20 protein-coding genes are annotated in these 17362 nt (G+C 67.5%); 10 read left to right on the forward strand and 10 right to left on the reverse strand.

Annotated elements, in window-relative coordinates:
• Positions 1-14: 14 nt before the first annotated feature.
• Entirely contained in the window at positions 15-1199 is a 1185-nt protein-coding gene (locus ABT313_RS00610; protein WP_350847138.1) for a cation:proton antiporter, read from the forward strand.
• Positions 1200-1205: 6 nt separating this feature from the next.
• On the opposite strand, the gene ABT313_RS00615 is transcribed toward ABT313_RS00610, so the two are convergent.
• Positions 1206-2105, reverse strand: coding sequence for an ABC transporter ATP-binding protein (locus ABT313_RS00615; protein WP_350847140.1), 900 nt, complete (start codon positions 2103-2105; stop codon positions 1206-1208).
• Between the two features lie 84 nt (positions 2106-2189).
• Positions 2190-2822 (reverse strand): TetR/AcrR family transcriptional regulator, encoded by a 633-nt coding sequence (locus ABT313_RS00620; RefSeq protein ID WP_350847142.1) that lies wholly within the window; start codon positions 2820-2822, stop codon positions 2190-2192.
• A gap of 694 nt (positions 2823-3516) precedes the next feature.
• Between ABT313_RS00620 and ABT313_RS00625 the strand changes: the two genes are divergently transcribed.
• The 3 genes from ABT313_RS00625 to ABT313_RS00635 all read left to right on the forward strand — a co-directional run bounded on the left by ABT313_RS00625 (position 3517) and on the right by ABT313_RS00635 (position 4942).
• The gene (locus ABT313_RS00625; RefSeq protein WP_350847144.1) at positions 3517-3693 is read left to right on the forward strand and encodes a hypothetical protein; all 177 of its coding nucleotides are present in this window, start codon (positions 3517-3519) and stop codon (positions 3691-3693) included.
• Positions 3694-3789: 96 nt separating this feature from the next.
• Positions 3790-4284: a hypothetical protein gene (locus ABT313_RS00630; RefSeq protein WP_350847146.1), complete on the forward strand. Its 495-nt coding sequence runs from the start codon at positions 3790-3792 to the stop codon at positions 4282-4284.
• Positions 4285-4504: 220 nt separating this feature from the next.
• Positions 4505-4942: a DUF4383 domain-containing protein gene (locus tag ABT313_RS00635; protein ID WP_350847148.1), complete on the forward strand. Its 438-nt coding sequence runs from the start codon at positions 4505-4507 to the stop codon at positions 4940-4942.
• Positions 4943-4946: 4 nt separating this feature from the next.
• Here ABT313_RS00635 and ABT313_RS00640 read toward each other — a convergent pair whose 3' ends face one another.
• Together ABT313_RS00640 and ABT313_RS00645 are read right to left on the reverse strand one after the other, a co-directional pair.
• Positions 4947-5411, reverse strand: coding sequence for a hypothetical protein (locus ABT313_RS00640; RefSeq protein ID WP_350847150.1), 465 nt, complete (start codon positions 5409-5411; stop codon positions 4947-4949).
• An 80-nt stretch (positions 5412-5491) separates the two neighbouring features.
• Positions 5492-5803, reverse strand: coding sequence for an STAS domain-containing protein (locus ABT313_RS00645; protein ID WP_350847151.1), 312 nt, complete (start codon positions 5801-5803; stop codon positions 5492-5494).
• 142 nt (positions 5804-5945) lie between these two features.
• Here ABT313_RS00645 and ABT313_RS00650 point away from each other — a divergent pair, with 142 nt between their 5' ends.
• From ABT313_RS00650 to ABT313_RS00660, 3 genes are read left to right on the forward strand one after another with little or no spacing between them, the layout of a single operon-like run.
• A complete protein-coding gene (locus ABT313_RS00650; RefSeq protein WP_350847153.1) occupies positions 5946-6647 on the forward strand; it encodes a response regulator in 702 nt (233 codons plus the stop codon).
• The gene (locus ABT313_RS00655; protein WP_350847155.1) at positions 6644-8017 is read left to right on the forward strand and encodes a HAMP domain-containing sensor histidine kinase; all 1374 of its coding nucleotides are present in this window, start codon (positions 6644-6646) and stop codon (positions 8015-8017) included. The genes ABT313_RS00650 and ABT313_RS00655 overlap by 4 nt, the downstream gene beginning before the upstream one ends.
• Positions 8014-8592 carry a GerMN domain-containing protein gene (locus ABT313_RS00660; RefSeq protein WP_350847157.1) on the forward strand — a complete coding sequence of 193 codons (579 nt, stop codon included), beginning with the start codon at positions 8014-8016 and terminating at the stop codon, positions 8590-8592. Before ABT313_RS00655 ends, ABT313_RS00660 begins: the two co-directional genes overlap by 4 nt.
• A 2-nt stretch (positions 8593-8594) precedes the next feature.
• Here ABT313_RS00660 and ABT313_RS00665 read toward each other — a convergent pair whose 3' ends face one another.
• The 3 genes from ABT313_RS00665 to ABT313_RS00675 form a co-directional block, all read right to left on the reverse strand.
• Positions 8595-9101, reverse strand: coding sequence for a MarR family winged helix-turn-helix transcriptional regulator (locus ABT313_RS00665; protein ID WP_350847159.1), 507 nt, complete (start codon positions 9099-9101; stop codon positions 8595-8597).
• A gap of 63 nt (positions 9102-9164) precedes the next feature.
• Positions 9165-9623 carry a nitroreductase family deazaflavin-dependent oxidoreductase gene (locus tag ABT313_RS00670; RefSeq protein ID WP_350847161.1) on the reverse strand — a complete coding sequence of 153 codons (459 nt, stop codon included), beginning with the start codon at positions 9621-9623 and terminating at the stop codon, positions 9165-9167.
• A complete protein-coding gene (locus ABT313_RS00675; RefSeq protein WP_350847164.1) occupies positions 9620-11395 on the reverse strand; it encodes a chloride channel protein in 1776 nt (591 codons plus the stop codon). Before ABT313_RS00675 ends, ABT313_RS00670 begins: the two co-directional genes overlap by 4 nt.
• A 177-nt stretch (positions 11396-11572) precedes the next feature.
• On the opposite strand from ABT313_RS00675, the gene ABT313_RS00680 reads away from it, so the two are divergent.
• A complete protein-coding gene (locus ABT313_RS00680; RefSeq protein ID WP_350847165.1) occupies positions 11573-12196 on the forward strand; it encodes a hypothetical protein in 624 nt (207 codons plus the stop codon).
• 5 nt (positions 12197-12201) lie between these two features.
• On the opposite strand, the gene ABT313_RS00685 is transcribed toward ABT313_RS00680, so the two are convergent.
• The gene (locus tag ABT313_RS00685) at positions 12202-12915 is read right to left on the reverse strand and encodes a hypothetical protein (protein ID WP_350847167.1); all 714 of its coding nucleotides are present in this window, start codon (positions 12913-12915) and stop codon (positions 12202-12204) included.
• Here ABT313_RS00685 and ABT313_RS00690 point away from each other — a divergent pair.
• Both ABT313_RS00690 and ABT313_RS00695 read left to right on the forward strand, forming a co-directional pair.
• Entirely contained in the window at positions 12898-13479 is a 582-nt protein-coding gene (locus ABT313_RS00690; protein ID WP_350847169.1) for a class I SAM-dependent methyltransferase, read from the forward strand. The two genes, ABT313_RS00685 and ABT313_RS00690, sit on opposite strands and share 18 nt — an antisense overlap.
• 213 nt (positions 13480-13692) lie before the next feature.
• Positions 13693-14115, forward strand: a complete 423-nt coding sequence (locus ABT313_RS00695; RefSeq protein WP_350847171.1) for a hypothetical protein — start codon at positions 13693-13695, stop codon at positions 14113-14115.
• Between the two features lie 513 nt (positions 14116-14628).
• Here ABT313_RS00695 and ABT313_RS00700 read toward each other — a convergent pair.
• Both ABT313_RS00700 and ABT313_RS00705 read right to left on the reverse strand, forming a co-directional pair.
• A complete protein-coding gene (locus tag ABT313_RS00700) occupies positions 14629-15618 on the reverse strand; it encodes a cytochrome c oxidase assembly protein (protein WP_350847173.1) in 990 nt (329 codons plus the stop codon).
• Between the two features lie 690 nt (positions 15619-16308).
• Entirely contained in the window at positions 16309-17016 is a 708-nt protein-coding gene (locus ABT313_RS00705) for a hypothetical protein (protein ID WP_350847175.1), read from the reverse strand.
• Positions 17017-17362 lie beyond the last annotated feature (346 nt).

The raw sequence follows: 17362 nt of genomic DNA on the forward strand, positions 1-17362 counted from the left end.
CCCTTGGAGCGTCAATGCTGCTGATGTGCTTCGCCGCAGTACTGCTGCTGGCCGTGCTGGTCTCGAGTCTGGCCGGACGAACCATCCTCTCGACGGCCGTCCTGTTCCTGGTCGCTGGATTCGTGCTCGGTCCGCAGACCACTGGCGTGCTCGATCTCGCCCCGGGTTCACCAGTCGTCTCGGTGCTGGCCGAGCTCGCGTTGTTCGCCGTGCTCTTCACCGACGGCATGCGGGTCGGCTGGACCGATCTGCGCTCGGCGTGGCGGCTGCCCGGTCGGGCGCTGGGATGGGGCCTGCCGCTCACCCTCGTGATCACCGCGCTGGCGGCGCACTTCATCGTCGGCCTCGACTGGCCGGAGTCGCTGTTGATCGGTGCGATCCTGGCGCCGACAGACCCCGTCTTCGCCTCCGCACTGGTCGGCAACGAGAAGGTTCCGGCACGGCTGCGGCACCTGCTGAACGTCGAGTCCGGGGTCAACGACGGTCTGGCACTCCCGTTCGTGATGGTGTTCCTCGCTGTCGCCGCGGGTCGTGACAGCCTTCATCTGGGTGAATTGGCGCTCGAGCTGGCCGTCGGGATCGCGATCGGCATCGCCGTACCTTGGATCGCGATCCAGCTGGAGCGAACGCGATTCTTCTCCGCCTCCACGAAGTACGAACCGCTCAACGCCGTGGCGATCGGCCTCCTGGTCCTTGCGCTGGCCAAGACACTCCACGGAAATCTTTTCCTGGCGGCTTTCGCGGCCGGCATCACGGTCGCGACCTTCGGGCCGGCCCAGCGAGCCGCCTTCGAACAGTTCGGTGAACTCATCGCCGAAGGGCTCAAACTCGCCGCCCTGCTGGTCTTCGGCGCGTTGATCTCGCTGGAGTTCCTGGCCGAGATCTCCTGGCAGGGCTGGATCTTCGCTCTCGTTGCCCTGCTCGTCGCCCGGCCGCTCGCGCTCGCGGTGTCCTTCCTGCGCTCCCGTCTCGGGGCGCGCGAACAACTCGCCGCCATGTGGTTCGGCCCGAAAGGCTTCGCCTCGGTCGTGTACGGGCTGCTCGTCCTCGAGTCCGGCATCCCGGCAGCCGACGAGGTGTTCCACCTCGTCGCCCTGACCATCGTGTTGTCCATCGTCGCGCACTCGTCCACCGACATCGTCGTCGCCCGCACCTTCGAAGGCGCCGACCTCACGCCCGGAGCCCAGCCCGTGCCGTGAAGCTGGTCATGAGTCGGCGCCGATCAACTGATCGCCGTACTCACGCAGGAACAACTGCTCCAACGACGGCGGGGCGCTGGTGAGGCTACGTACGCCGAGACCACCCAGGATCCGCACGACGGACGGCAAATCGTCGTGATCCACCTCGAACGTCACAACACCGGCCTCCGCGCGTAGGTTGTGGACCGGAACGGCGGCCAACGCTGCGGTCCCGCCGTCGAGCGAAACGCTGATCGCCGTGCGCGTGAGATGCCGCAGCTCTGCAAGCGTGCCGGACTGCACCGAGCGACCCGCACGAATGATCGTGACGGTGTCACACAGCTTCTCCACCTCGGCGAGAATGCGGCTGGACAACAACACCGAACCACCCACTGCCCTCACCTCTGCGATGCACTCCTGGAACACCGTCGCCACCAACGGATCGAGGCCGGACGTCGGCTCGTCCAGCACCAGCAACTCGACGTCCGTCACCAGGGCAGCGACGAGTGCCACCTTCTGCCGATCGCCCTTGCTGTACGTGCGACCCTTCTTCGTCGGGTCCAATGCGAACCGCTCCAGCAACTCGGCCTTGCGAGCCTTCGAAGCACCGCCACGCAAACGCGACAGCAGATCGATCGTCTCGCCACCGGTCAGGTTCGGCCACAAGCTCACCTCGCCCGGTACGTACGCGAGACGGCGACGCAGTTCGACCGCGTCGTACCACGGGTGCAGGCCGAGTACGTCGACGTACCCGGAATCGGCGCCGAGCAGACCGAGGAGAATCCGGATCGTAGTGGACTTGCCGGCACCGTTCGGGCCCAGGAAACCCGCCACTTGGCCGACGTCGACAGTCAGGTCGAGACCATCGAGGGCCTTCACCTGACCGAAGGACTTGTGCAATTGCTGAATCGTCAGGGCAGCAGTCATCGCTGAACCTCTCCCGCACTGAACTCCGGGATCGTCCCGGCCAGATGTCGTCTGGTTGCAGCGCCACGAGGCGCGTTGTCCGGCTTACGGCTTCGCGTCGAAGGCAGGCGGATCGCAGACGTACATCAAGTACTCGTCGAGCAGCTTGCGGTCGACGAACAAACCCTCCGAGAACAACTCCAGCGCCGGCAAGGTGATCTGATCCGAGATCTGCCGCAGCTCCTTGCGGAAGTCGTCGACCTCGCGAAACCCGGGGTGCAGCGATATCCACAGCAGCAACGAGCCCATCGCCTGCATCGCCAGGTACCGCGCTCGCCCGGACGGATCGCGACTCGGCCTGATCAAACCGCTCTCGACGCCGGCCTCGAGGTACTCCTCCGCATCACGGCACATCTGCGCCATGAACTCCGTCGCCAGGTCACCGCCGGCCTGCAGGCTCCGCAGCGAGTACAGCGCCATCGGCGCGTACTCCTCGATCTCCGCCAGCTGCGCGATCGCAGCGCCCGGGCCGCCCGTTGTCGCCTTCAACTTCGCCGATCGGATCACCCCGAGCACATGCGCATCGCAAGCCTTCCGGAGACCTTCCTTCGACCCGAAATGATGCACCACCAAGCCGGCGGTCACCCCGGCGTCCGCCGCCACTGCCCGGAGTCCGATCGAGAAACCATCCCGACCGTACCGCAGGATCGCCGCATCCCGGATCCGCTCAGCAGTCATCTGCCCAGCACTGGGAGCCAAGCCCGCGGAGTCTGCGGTTGAACGCACGTTCAAAGCCTAAACGGCCGTTCAATCAACTCGCAAGCCCCTCATCAGCCCGTCCGCGGCACGACCCCACCCCCGGACGCACGCTGATGCTCGGCTGGAACCAGCGCCGCCGCCCGCCACGGCGAGACCGCCATCGGCTACCGGATCCACGCCGAGTTCTACCAGCCACCGGCGTACGGCGTCGTCCTCAACCCACCCAAACGAGCACGAACTGTCCAGCACTGCGGCGCGGCGGAGGATCGAGCTGTACCGGATGAAGAGCGCGCTGGTGCGATACAACCTGGTCCGGCTGTCGGCTCCTTCCGCGCGGAGTCAAGCGGTACGACGGACATGCCGAGACGCCGGTCCGGGACGACGTTGCGCGGCTGGCGGCCTTGGGGGCAAGGGCAACTGGTGTCGTTGCGGATCAACCGGCGATCGAGGCTCCGGCCGGGCTCGTGGCCGCGACCCGCAGTGAGGAGATTGTGGTCGTGACCGGCCGCCACAGGTTGGCGACGCTCCTCGGCCGAGATCTGGCGACGCGGGTTCGGTCCGCGGTAGGTGTGCCCCTGGTTCATATCGTCGACCGTTGAGCAGCGACGCGATGCTGCGGACGGTTTGAGCATGCTTTGAGAGTTCATGACGATCGGATACAGGCCGGGCGCTCATGCCTATAGTCGGGCCAGGCACAGCTGATGTCCGCGGCCCGTCAGGTGGGTGGTGTCCCCTGCTCCGGTTCCAGCGGACCTCGGTCGGCGCTTCCGACGCCGTGCCGACCAGCGCGCTGGTGACGAACCGCTCCACCCCGGCGATCGTCACCAGCGTCGCGCCGACGCGATCGTGAACCTTGACGAACAGATGAAGACTGCACGACACGAGGTTGCGTTCGGGTCGCTGGATACCACAAGCATGACGCAGTCGTCCGGCGAGGAGGCACGTGATGACACGTGAGGTCGTCGTAGTCGTGGAAACCGAACTGTCCGAGCGCGACGCCGCCGAGATATCGGCCTTGGGTCCCGCTCCCGGAGCTCCGGTGAACTACCACCTGCTGCTCGCGGACGACCGCAGTACCGCCGACCGTGGGGTCGCGGCACTGGGTGTTCTGTCCCGCGACACCTTCGGGTCCCCCGCGGTGGCCCGGCTGACCGGCGCCGAGCCGGTCAGCACCGACGAACCGACTGTGGATCTCGGACAGCGCATCGAGCACAGCGCCAGGCGACTCCGTTTACTCGGGACCGGAGAAGTCACTGTCGCGATCACGCATGGCGACTTGCTGAGCGGCGCCCGGATCCTGGTGAAATCCACCGGAAGCCGGGAAGCCGTTGTCGTCGTGAGTTCCGACGAGTACTCCGGCTTCGTGCTCCCGGATCGCAAACAGCGGCTTCGCGATTACCTCGGCGTACGCCTGCTGCATGCGGTCGATCACCACGCCTGATCTCCTCGGAAGTGATTGTTGAGGGCTCTTTGAGAGCCTTTGACGGTCCGCTCAGACAGCTGATCCGGCGTTGGTTTCGCCCTATCGTCGAGTCCGGTCGTGGCGCACCGGTGATTCGGGGCCGAGCGCCACGCCGCCGGGTGTGCTGGTGACAGCTACTGAGGGGACGCTTGTCATCAGCACACCCCGTGAGGGCCGGCCACAGGTGAGGAGACCGCGGATGCGATCTGCAGAATCGAACAATCGGCTCGCACCGTCGGCGGCTCAGGTCAGCGCGCTGTGGCTCGCCGGAGCCTTCATCGCGCTGGCCGGCCTCGGGGCGGCCCACTACATCGCCGTGCTGACGCCGTGGACCCCGAGCCCCGAATCAGCCGTTTCCGGCCTCTTCCACGCACCGGTCCTGCACATCGTCGTGCACTTGGTTCTCGGCGCGGCCGGGCTTCTCGCAGCGGGATCAGGTCGAACGTGTGTCATCTTCCTGGCCGCAGTCGGTGCGACCGTGCTGATGTTCGCCGGATACCGACTCGTCGACGAGAGTCCGGCATCGACCGGTCTTGTCCCCGTGGAGGGCGCAGACGTCTGGCTGCACGTGGTCCTGGCGGTCGGCGCTATCGCGGGGTGTCTCACCGCGCTACCTCGCCGGCCGGCAAGCCAATGAGCGCTCAGTCGGCGCCCGGCGAGTCTTGCGGGCGGACCCGGACGTGGACGTCGGAGGCAATGTCCAGTGCCGTCAAGGCGCGGTGCAGCGCCTCTACGCACGGCTCGCCGCCCGTCGGCATCGCATAGAGACAAAGCGCACGGCGACCGTCCGTGGTCCAGCCGGCCTCCTCGATCCCACCGTCCTCGTCGAGCAGCGGCTCCCAGCCTTCACACGCGAGATGTTCGAAGGCGTCTCGACGGTCCGCGTCGTACAACGAGAGCCCGGCGGGCGCGTGGCCACCCAGACAGTCCGACCAGGCCGCCTCGACCAATGGATCTTCGGGCGCAGGGACGTCGTTCTGCGGGCGCGGTGTGACGAGGTAACCGGTACCGGTGACAGGATCGAGGTAGGCGGTATGGGCGGCGAATTCGAGGACAGTCACGTCCACGTAGCGTCGGCGGGTCGAATCGCGGTCGAACGGGTTCACTGGCGGTACTACCTCACAGAGCCGAGCTGGGCGGCCTCGTCGGATCCGGCGGGCTCGCGAGAGCCTGCAACGCGTCAGGGTCACGCGGCCTCGACGTCGAAGACGCGGTCGAGGCCGGTACGGCGCAGTACGTCGGTCATCTTGCGGCTGGCGTGGCGGATGACCACTCCTCCGCCCCGGCGGCGGCACGCGCGGTGGGTGTCCAGCAAAGCCGCCAGCAGCGTCGACGACATCTCACCGATATCGGACACGTCGATGACGACCAGGCAAGCGCCTTCCATCACCAGGCCGCGCAAGCGCCAGTGCAGCGCGGTCAGGCCGCTGCCGAGGTCCGCATCGGAGATCGTCACGATGGCCTTCTGCGGGAGCGGGCTGTGGACGGAGTCGGTCATCGGCTGTCGCCTTCCGAGGTGTTGTGGCCTTGGTACCACCGTGCACTGCCGACATTGAGATCGGTCGTCGCCCTACTTGACGATCAGATGACATGCGGTTCCCCGGCGGCACATCGTGGGGGATGATTGCGACGATGGAGCCATGCCGATGCAAGTCCTGATCGTGGAGGACGACGACCGTATCCGGGCCGTGCTGCGCCTGGCCCTCGAGGACGAGGGCTACCAGGTCGTCGAGGCGGCGGACACCCCGTCCGCCCTGACCAAGGTCCGGTCGTCGCTCCCCGACCTGGTGATGGTGGATCTGATGCTCGGGGAGATCGACGGCTACACGTGCATCCGCGAGATACGCCGGATGAGCGACATCCCGATCGTGATCGTCAGCGCCCGCTCCGACACCCACGACATCGTCGCCGGCCTCGAGGCCGGCGCAGACGACTACGTCACGAAACCCTTTCAGATCAAGGAGATCACCGCACGTCTGCGCGCACTGCGGCGACGACTGCGGAACAGCACGGATCCGGTCGAGGCCGACATCGTCCTTGATGCAGGCCCGGACCGTCGGCTGGTGCTGTCCACGTCCCGGGGCGCGGTGAGCCTCGACGGCAGCGATGTGCCGCTGACGGTCACGGAGTACCGGCTGCTGGTCGAGCTCGCCCAGCCGCCGGGCCGGGTGCTCAGCCGGCCCGCATTGCTGGCGTCGGTCTGGGAGCACGGGTACTACGGGGACGAGCGCATCGTCGACGTGCACATCAGAAGGCTCCGCACGAAGATCGAACGAGACCCCGGAAAGCCGCAGATCGTCGTCACGATGCGAGGAATGGGCTACCGGCTGGACCCGCAATGAAGTTCGTTCCGTTCGGCCGTGGCGCCCTCGGTCTGCGGCACCGGCTGGTTCTGGCGTTCGCGCTGGTAGCTCTCCTCGTCTCGGCAGTCTTTGCCATCAGCACCTATCTGCTGGCCCGGGGATACCTGCTGTCACAGCGGGAGCACGTCGTACAACATCAGTCCTTCGCGGACGCGGTGTTCATCCAGCGCCGGCTCGAGAGCGCCGGCGCCGACGTCTCGGCCGTTCTGACCGCCGCCGGTACGCCGGCCGGACACACAATCGTTCTCAAGTGGCAAGGCCAGTGGTACGCGTCGTCGCTGGACCAAGGCCGCGACGCCGTACCGCCTGCGGTCCGCCAGGACGTCGCCGACGGAACGGCCACCAGCCAGCGCTTCCGATCCGACGACGGGCCGGCGATGGTCATCGGCGTACCGGTTCCCTCTGTCCAGGCAGAGTTCTATGAGATCGCCCCGCTCACCGAGTTGGACGGCACTCTGCGGTTGCTCAGCGGGATCCTGTCCGGCGGCGCGCTGCTCGCGACCGCTGCCGGGGCCGCTCTCGGGGTGTGGGGCAGCCGGTCGGTCGTCACGCCGCTGAACCGGGTGGCGGCCACCGCGGCCTCGATCGCGGGCGGACAACTCGACACCCGGCTGCCGGCGACACTCGATCCGGAGCTCGCCACGATCGTCGGTTCGTTCAACAGCATGGTCGACACTTTGCAGCAACGCATCAACCGTGATGCGCGGCTGGCCGCCGACGTGAGCCACGAGCTCCGCTCGCCCTTGACGACGTTGGTCGGCAGCGTCGACCTGCTCAACGCGAGGCGGCATGAACTCTCGGAAAGATCGCAGCGCGCCCTCGACCTGGTCACCGCCGACCTGCAACGCTTCCGCCGGCTGCTGGAGGATCTTCTCGAACTCGCCCGCTCCGACGGAGGGCTCGATCTGCGCCCCAGCACGGTCGTCGAACTGAGTCCACTGCTGCGACAAGTGCTCGGGGAGGCCGGTCGCGAGGCGTCGCTCCTCAGCGGTCCCGAGGATGTGCAGGTAGTTGCCGACAAACCGCGCCTCGGGCGCCTGTTCCGCAACCTGTTCGAGAACGCGGAGCGCCACGGAGATGGGCTGGTCGCCGTCCAGGTCGCCCGCTCGGAGGACGACGTCCTGGTGTTCGTCGACGACGCCGGACCGGGCATCCCGGCCGACGACCGCGAGCGGGTCTTCGAACGCTTCGCCACCGGGCCCGGCGGGCGAGGTTCCTCGTCCGGTACCGGCCTCGGCCTGGCGCTGGTTGCCGAGAGCGCCACGGCGCACGGCGGAACGGTCTGGTGCTCGGCGTCGCCGGCCGGCGGGACCCGGTTCGTCGTCAGACTCCCGGAGGCCGGCGCGTGAGGGCGGTACTGGCGGTGCTCGCGGTCGTCCTGCTGGCGGGCTGCGGCGTTCCCGTGCAGCGGCAGCCGGCGCCGATCGATCCGGGCGCCATGCCGTCACGGCTCCAGGGCACCGGGTCCCCTACGTCAGGACCGGCATCGGCGACACCTGGCAAACCGGCGATCCAGGTGGTCTTCACTCGGAAGGATCAGCTGGTGACATTCGTCCGCGACGCACCGAGCCCGGCGCCGACGGATCGCCTGCAGACGGTCATCTCGGCGCTGCTGGCCGGGCCGAACCCGACCGAGCAGGCCGACGGTGTCACGTCGGCGTTACCACCGGAGCTCACCCTGACTGTCGCCGGCGTTCAAGGTAAGCGGGTCGACCTGGAGCTCGCCGGCGAGACCGACGGCAGGTCTGCCACGGAGAACGTTCTCGCCGTCGGACAGATCGTGCTCTCCGTCACCGCGCTCTCGACCATCGACGAAGTGACCTTCTCGCGGAACGGTCAGCCGGTCGAGGCGCTGCTGGCCGATGGCGCGCTGACCGCCGAACCCCTGACCGCGGCGGACTACGCCGCGCTGCGCTCGCGCTGAGCTCACCAGCCCAGGCGACCCGCAGCCTCCGCGACCACAGCCGGCTCGTCGGCCGCCGTCGCGAACGACTCCAGCGCACGGACGAGTTCGCGCCGCCGGGTGACCGGCATCGCCCTGACGACACGCTCGATCGCCGTACGGCGTACCCGGGTCACCTTCCGGACCAGCGATCGTCCTGCCGCCGTCAGGTCGATGACGACCTCGCGGCGATCCTGCTCGTTCTCCCGGCGGTCGACCAGACCCGCCGCGATCAACCGGTCGACCATCCGCAGTGCCGTCGAGGCAGTCACCTCGAGCCGCTCGGCGAGCCGATTCAGACGGCTGGGGCCATGCCCCTCGAGGACGACCAGCATCCGGAACTGCGTCAGCGTGACAGACTCCTCGACCCCGGCCAGCGACCGCGCGGAGATACCGACCAGCACCCGCGAGGCGGTCAGCACCGCGGCGACGAGTTCGTCGACCGGCTCATCCGTCGACGCGTTCGCAGAACTGGTACGCGAGCCTGCCACGGCTCCACCTCCGGAAGCTTGCACTGGCTGATCTTTGCCGAGGGTAATCGACCGCACCGCAGCTCACCTAGCGGCGTACTCGATGCGCACCAGCGGCAGCCGCTCCCCGACATCTGCTGGGAGCGGGCGATCGGCCGCCAGATCCGGCAGCGCCAGCGTCCGCCCCAGCGCCTTTGCCGCGCGTCGGTGCCGACGACGGTAGTCCTCCAGCCGGCCAGGGACTTCGCCCGCCGGGATCGCTGTTGCTCTCGCCCGGGCGCCGCGCCGTCGACCTGACCACACCCTCACAGCCGGATCTGCCAGGACATTGCGGTACCACTGCGCGCCACGCCCGTACCCCGACACCACAACCAGACCGTCCGGATCGCGCTCGAGGACCTCGAGTACGACGTACCGCGCCTGTCCCGTCACCCGGCCACGGTGCTCGATCATCGTCAGCCGGCCACCCATCAGGAACCCGAAACCCCAACGGAACAACGGAATCGGCGCACGCGCCAGAACTCGCGGAATCCGCCGGGTCATCGGACACCGCCCGTCGTGCGTTCGCCCGGCAGCGAGCTCAGTGCGATCTTGTAGCTGATCCAGCCGACGACGCGACCGGCATCGAGCACGGGGACGGCCGCGCAGCCGCTGCGGTCAAGCGCCTCGATCGCCTGGTCGAGGTGGTCATCGCGGCGTACGTGCAGCGGGAGCTCGAGAACCAACGACGCGGGATCGGCATCATGCCGGCCGTCCGCGAGGGCCTCGGCGACCACGCGCGCCGTCACGACTCCAAGGTAGTTGCCCTGCTCCCCGATCACCGGCAGCACCCCGGACGCGGAGCGAGCCAGCATGACCGCCACATCGCGGAGCGGCAGATCCGCCCGCACTCCGCCGGGAACGGCGGTCATCACCTCACTGACCTTGGTCCGCGCCGCCGTACTGATCACCTCGCGACGTCCCAGATCGATCCCGCGGCGACGGAGCTTCAGGGTGTAGATCGTGTCGGCCGACAGCGCGTGACTGACGCCGGTGGCCAGCACGATCGCCGTCATCAACGGCAAGATAATCGAATACTCCCCGGTCAGCTCGAACAGGATGACCACCGCGGTGATCGGCGCTCGTGCAGCGCCCGCGAACACCGCTCCCATCCCGATCAGTCCGTAGGCACCTGCCGGCCCGGCCATGCCAGGCAGCGCACCATGTGCCAGCTGCCCGAACGCCGAACCGAGCACCGCGCCGATGAACAAGCTGGGCGCGAACACCCCACCAGAGCCGCCGATGCCGATCGTCAAGCTGGTGGCCAGCATCTTGGCTCCCGCCAGCAGCAGAAGGAAGCCGACGCCGTACAGGCCGAAGACAGCATTGCCCAGCACCGGATAACCCACGCCGTACATCTGCGGGACCGCGATAAGCAACAGCCCGAGCAGGACGCCGCCGACCGCGGGCCGCAGCCACTCCGGGCCACGCCAGATCGCATCGCACGCATCCTCGATCAGATACAAGACGCGGGTGAAAAGCACGCCGACACCGCCTGCCAACAGGCCCAGGACGGCGAACAGGCCGTACTGACCGACGTGCTCCACCGTGAACGGCGGAAGCGACAGGAACGGCGCATCCCCCAGCGCCGCCCGCCCGATCGCCGCGGATACAACCGCCGAGACGACGACCATCCCGAACGCCTGTGCTGTGAAGTCGGCCAGGATCAGTTCCATCGCGAAGAAGACTCCGGCCAGCGGCGCGTTGAACGTCGCCGCGATCCCACCGGCCGCCCCGCACGCGACCAGCACCCGGAGCCGCGGTTCGGCGACCCGCGCGAGCCGGCCCACGGTGGATCCCAACGCCGAGCCGATCTGGACAATCGGCCCCTCCCGGCCGACCGATCCCCCACCGCCGATACACAGCGCTGACGCCAGCGCCTTCACCGCAGCGACCTGCGGCGGGATCCGGGCACCCCGGCGACCGACGGCGTACATCACCTCCGGTACGCCGTGACCGCGAGCCTCACGCGCGAAGAAGTGCACCAGCGGCCCGTACAGCAGACCTGCGATCACTGGCACCCCGAGAAGGAACCAGCGCCCAAGACCGGGCAAGCCTGGATGTGCCGCGCCCGGCGTCGCCGCGTAGTCGGCACGGCCGGTCGCCAGGTGCGTGAAGGTCGCAATCAACCAGCGGAACACGATCGCGAAACCGGCCGACCCGGCACCGACGAGCAACGCCAGCGCGAGCAGCCCGCCTTCGGACGCCTGCAGCAGCCGCCGAAGTCGCCGGCGGTACGACGGCGGGGGCAGGTCGGTGGCGATCTCGGCGGACATGAGTTGCATTATGCAATATTTGGCGTACGCAACTCCCGCCCGTCTCATGGTTGACGAGCAGGCTGCGGAAAGTTTGAGATCGCGTGTCGTTCCCCCGCGGCACGTGATCGCGGCCCGCAATGAGATTAGACAGGACCGTGGAGACCGCCGTGCTATCTGTGAGGACCGATTCTGCCGATGCGGATTTACTCTCTCGCCTGGTCGACCGTGAGCGCACTGGCAGTCCTTGCTGGAATCGCGCTCGCGTTGACGATCGAGTCGGTGCCCGCCATGCTCGGCCTGTTCGCGACCGCAACCATCTGCGTGGCGGTGATCTGGGCCAATCTGCGAACACTGGAATCCGGGCCGGCGCGCTTCACCGCCTATGCCCGGATTGCGGCTGACTCCGCCGCGGCCGGTCTGACAGCCGTCGCCGCCTTCGGGCTGGGTCTGACGGTCGGCGCGTGGCTGCTCCTGATCGTCGTCGTGCTCGCCGTTGCCTCACCATGGACCCTCGACCTGGTCAGGCACCGAGCACGCCGCGGCACTCGCTCCGACGTCACCGCCGAATCCCGCGTGCTCGACGTGCGCGACGGGTACCTGGAGACCTGGACGGACGGAGAGTTGTACTCGGTGTGGCAGGCGACCAGCACCAGGCTCGCGGAGACGGCCGGTGAGGAAGCCACAACAGCCGCGCAGGCACGGCACTTGCTGCTCGCCGAGATCGAGCGGAGACACCCGGACGAGACCCATGCGTGGCTGTCATCCGACGCCGCACTGAACGGCGAACCACCGCGCTTCCTGCGGCCTCCAGCCAACTGATCAGCTCAATGCCGCACGTGCCGCAGATCGGCTGCCGCGTGCAGGGCCGTCAATGCCTGGTGCAGATCTTCCAGGACGAGATGTTCGAACGACGTGCGTACGGCGAACAGGCACACCGCGGGACCGCCGCCGGCGGCTTGTCCGGCAACCTCAGCATCGCCGCGCCGATCTTCGAGCAACGTCCAGCCACTTGTCGCGAGGCGATCAAGGAGTCGGACGAGATCGGCACTCTGTAAGGACATCCCCGCACCTGGACAGTCACTCCACTCTGCCGGCCAGGGAATGCCGGTGAACCCTTCCTCTGCCGAGATGTCCGTGTCCCGCGGCGGCATCACCAGGAGCCCGGTTCCGCTGCGGGGCTCGAGGTAAGCGACGTGTGCCGCCGACTCCATCAGCCAGACCTCGACGATCCCGGTGTCCCCGATCCCGATGAATACTTCCCTGTCCCACGCGACCGGTCGCGTGGGACCCCGCCGCACGTCCAGGTTCCGCTGATAGTAGGCAGAGACCACCGACAGCGGGATCCTGCAGGTCCTCAGGTTGTGCATCACCCGCACCACCTTTGCCAATCCCGTGTTGAGATCGGCTGGACGGATTCTTGACGATCTCATGACACGGCGGGCCGGCGATCTGGCGCCGTGAGTTGCGGTGTGCAATATTTTCTCCCACCAACTGAGCGTCGACAGACAATCGGCCACGAGATGCACACGGTCAAGCACCGCTTCACGGAATGGGCGCCGACCTACGGGGATGACGCCTTGTCACAGCTCCTCGTCCGGCTCAGTCGGCAGGCGCTGCTCTCGATGCGGCTGACGGCAGCGGACCGGTTCCTCGATGTCGGTTGCGGTACCGGCGCGCTCGTGCACCAGGCCAGCCGTACCGTCGGGTGGGCTGTCGGGGTCGACGCCTGCCCGGCGATGGTGGAGCGTGCCCGCCAACTGGATCACCGGGCACGGCTCGCGATCGCCGACGCTCACCGCCTGCCCTTCGACGACGGCACCTTCACGGCCGTCACGTGCAGCTCCACAGCACGCCACTTCCACGATCTCGATGGGGCGGTTCAGGAGATGACCCGGGTACTCGCCTCGCGCGGCCAGTTGTGCATCGCAGACCTGTTCGCCGACCCGGCGCCGCGCAGACCGGGTCGCTCCGAGCCTCTGGCGAGTGCGACGGCCGCACTTCGGAGCTGCGGTCTGACAGTAGCCAGACCACTCGTCCAGCTCACGCCGTTCGGTCCATACTTCATCGCGCGAGCCACAAAGCCTGGGCTCTCCACGAACTAACTCGACGAGCGTGGTGCCCGGATACGCGGGGCCACGCCGACCCTCCGAAACATCCACTGCCAGAGACCTGGTGCACCTGAACCAGGGCTCCGTGTGACCAGGTGATTGCCGCGGGTTTGAGTTCTGTTGACGAGTGGTCGGGGGGTCTTCGGTGCCGACGAGACAGCGGGTAGGTCTGGAAGCCGGGTTCACGACGGCGAGAGGAGACCGACCATGATTCAGCCCGACGAGACCGCCGGCTGGTTCGACGTAGCGGTACTGGTGGAGAACGAACTGAGCGGCACTTCCGCGAGACGGATGATCGAGCTCTACCAGATGAAGAACACACCACTGCGCTACCACATCGTCAGACCTCTCGGCGACGCATCGACTCGCGCCGACGGCTCACGTGAGGAGGCGGAGCGCCTGATGCAGAAGAGCGTCGAGAGGATGGAGGCGTTGCAGGCGCCTGTCACCGGAGCCGTCTCGGACCAGCAGCCGGTCGACGCGCTGCTCGAGCTCATCGCCAGGACCCGGAGCGAGGAGGTCGTGGTCGTAACCGGACAGCATCGACTGGCAACCTTCCTGCACCGAGACCTCGCATCGCAGGTGCGTTCCAGGGTCGATCTTCCCTTCGTCCACCTCGTCGACCGATGAATCGTGAAACTGCAGTTCGGCCTACGGCCTCATCACGGTCACCGGCGTCGGCCTGATGGACAACGACTGTCACGTTCGTGCCGGGCAGATCGCTGCAGCGGATGACGAACGGATCCTCCTGTCGGTGGCCGCCATCGACCTGCACACCGAATCCGGGCGCTGGATCTGACCTTGGCGTCCGCGCTCTCAGCTGCGACCGATCTCCGGACGGACACACGATGAATCATGCAACCCTGACAATGTCGATCATCTCGATCGCGACGGTCTTCGCCGTAGCTGTGCACATCGCCGTGAACAGGAAGTGAGCCTGACCGTTCTGGACGAGGCCTTGACGACTACATTGCGATTTGTTGACGTCGCCCGGTACTCGCGTGCTTCGGGTGGAGACCGACTGTCTCCCCGGCTACGGTCGGTCCCAGGCCGGGCCGTGAACAGGCGCAAGGCTCGGGTCGTGTGATGCCGGTCGGCGGTCGTTGCCAGGTGGCCGCCTACCGGCGTCCACCATCGAGCGCTTCAGCGGCCCGGTTCGTTGCGACGACCGGCCGCGAGTCGCTGGAGCATGGCATTGTAGGCGTCGTACGCCTCGTCACTGTCGGGATCGAGCGGATGCTCCGGATCGGCGCCGACCTCGGTCGCGATGACAGAACGGCGGACGCCGTCCAGCCACGCACCGGTCATCCGTTCGCGCTTGCTCGGCGAGGTTACGACGCTGATCATCAGTCCGACGGCCAGGAACATCATCAGCCCGTCGCCCCCGGCCCACATCAGCCCGCCGGCGGTGTGAACGTCCGTCAGGGCCGCCGGGGCCCACGGTGGGTGGTGGTGCGCCATGATCGGGAACGGGTCACGGGTGGCTTGAAGCAGCACGATACCCACCAGAGTGTCGGGGATCATGGCGATCAGAAACAGCATGAACCGCACCAGGTAACCCTGACCAGGACGGATCGGTTCCTCACCGAGAAGAGGGAGGAGCAACAGGAATCCGCTGACGACATACAGGGCCTGCTCAGCTGTCATCAGCCAGGGATGCAGCACCATCTGGTCCATGAACCCGGTCAGGTGGGTCCCGAAGATCACGACCGCGTAGGCGACAAGCCCGGTCGCGGCATGGGCGAGGTAGCCGACCGGCCGCGAGGCCGCCAGGCGCCGCGCAGCCGGCTGACGCGTGGCAGGAAGGGACTCGAGTACGACGGTGATCGGATGCCCGAGGACCAGTAACGCCGGGACGACCATGATGAGCAGCAGGTGGAGCACCATGTGCATCCAGAAGACGGCCATCGAGTACCGGTCGATCCCGGACGCCACGCACACCCACATGAGCCCGCAGCCCAGAACGAACGACGCCCCTCGCCATAGGTGGACCGTCGATCCACCACGGCCGCAGGCCCGCAGGACGACATACCCGACCGCGAGCACAGCAGCGACCGCAAACCATCCCGGTGCCAGTCGCCAACTGCCGAGAAAAGCTCCCCAGCTCAGCGGGGGCATCATCGGGTCGGCCATCACACCTCCACAACTTGTCCGCTGCAAGCATTGCATACTGCAATCGCGCGTCGCCGACAGGACCGTCGGCGGTCCGTTCCTGGCGACAGCCTGCACGAAACCGGCCGCCCCGGCGGCGATCTTCTTTGAGTTCTCTTGACGACTTCGTACTTCGGCGGCGGCCGGGACCGGCCGCGGGGTAGAACAGACACCCGGGACGATGTGTGGACGGAGGAAACCGAGAGATGCAATCTGCTGGGGGCAGATTCGATATCGCGGTACTGGTCGAGCAAGTGATGTCCGACGATTCCGCGCGCCGGCTGGTCCAGATGTATCGCTCCAGGAATGTCCCGGTGAGGTTCAGCCTCGTTCGCGCGCTCAGCCCGTCCACGACGCAACACAGAGCTTCGAGTGAACAGGCGGAGCTACTGATGCGAGACAGTGTGGCCCAGCTAAGGTCGCTGGGAGCAAAGGTGAGCGGTGTCGTCGTCAGCCAGCCACCGGCCGACGCACTAGCGGCTCTGATCACCGCGACGAGGAGCCGGGAGGTTGTCGTCGTTGCCCGGCGCCGTCGTCTGGACATCCTGTTCCGCAGAGATCTTGTGTCGCAAGTCAGGTCTCGAGTTCGCCTCCCGGTCAGCCATCTCCCGCCGAGCTGACCTTGAGCGCCGAGCGAGCGCCGCCACCGGCCGGCCACCGCGGTTGTTCCCGTCAGCACGGCCAGCAGCACGATCCGGTACCGCGCCGCACACATTCACGCGTGTTTGAGTGGCGCATGCGCGGACATCCGAAGGACATGCCACTCGAGTTGCCGACAGCTTCGCCGCTCGACACCGGGCGCGCCGTGGGTGACATCTTCCTGCCGCTGGTCGCGCGAGGCGCCAGGCTCCGCCGACCCGCGGTCGGTGTGCTCGCGGAGCGGGTTTCGCGCCGACGGCCGCGCGCTGCGTCTGGTGCGCAGGTTCCGCAACAGGTACGGCGATAGTCCTTTGCTGCCCCCGATTCCCCGGCCGGACGATCGGGCTCGTGCTCGCCGCCGACGACGTACGTCGCCTGCTCGCCGAGACACCCGAGCCCTTTGCCGCGGCAACCACCGACAGGGCCGGTGCGCTGCGGCACTTCCAGCCCCACGCGGTGCTCGTGACCGATCCGCCGCTGCGCACCGAGCGGCGCGAGCTCAACGAACACGCTCTCGGCGCCCACGAGCCGGTCCATCGACACGGGCACCAGATGCTCGAGGTCGTTCGCGACGAGCTGGACACCCTGACCGGGACGCTCGGCTGGGAAGAGTTTCGTGCGGTCTGGTCTCGCGTCGTACGGCGTATCGTCCTGGGCGACTCCGCCGGCGACGATACCGATCTGACCGCCGACCTCGACCTGCTCCGCGCAGACGCTAACTGGGCCGAGTTCCACCCGCACCGGGACGGGTCCGCGAACGTTTCCTCGATGTCATCGCCGCGTACGTCGCCAAGGCCGAGTCCGGGTCGCTGGTCAGCGCGCTCGAACACCGCGACGGCCCGCTCGATCCAGCCGGCCAGGTGCGGCATTGGCTGTTCGCCTTCGATGCCGCCGGGATCGCGCTCTGGCGCCTGTTCGCCGTCCTCGCGACCCGTCCGGCAGAGCTCGCGCCGATCGTCATGGAGGCTGGTCATCCGGACGCCTCCGCCCTCCTGGCGCTGCGCCTCTGGCCGACAACCCTCGTCGTACTGCGTGCGTCGCGCACCGCCACCGGCTGGCATGACCGGATCGCCCCGAGGGAACCGAG

The sequence above is a fragment of the Kribbella sp. NPDC000426 genome (genome assembly GCF_040300265.1).
In the GTDB taxonomy this organism is placed as follows: domain Bacteria; phylum Actinomycetota; class Actinomycetes; order Propionibacteriales; family Kribbellaceae; genus Kribbella.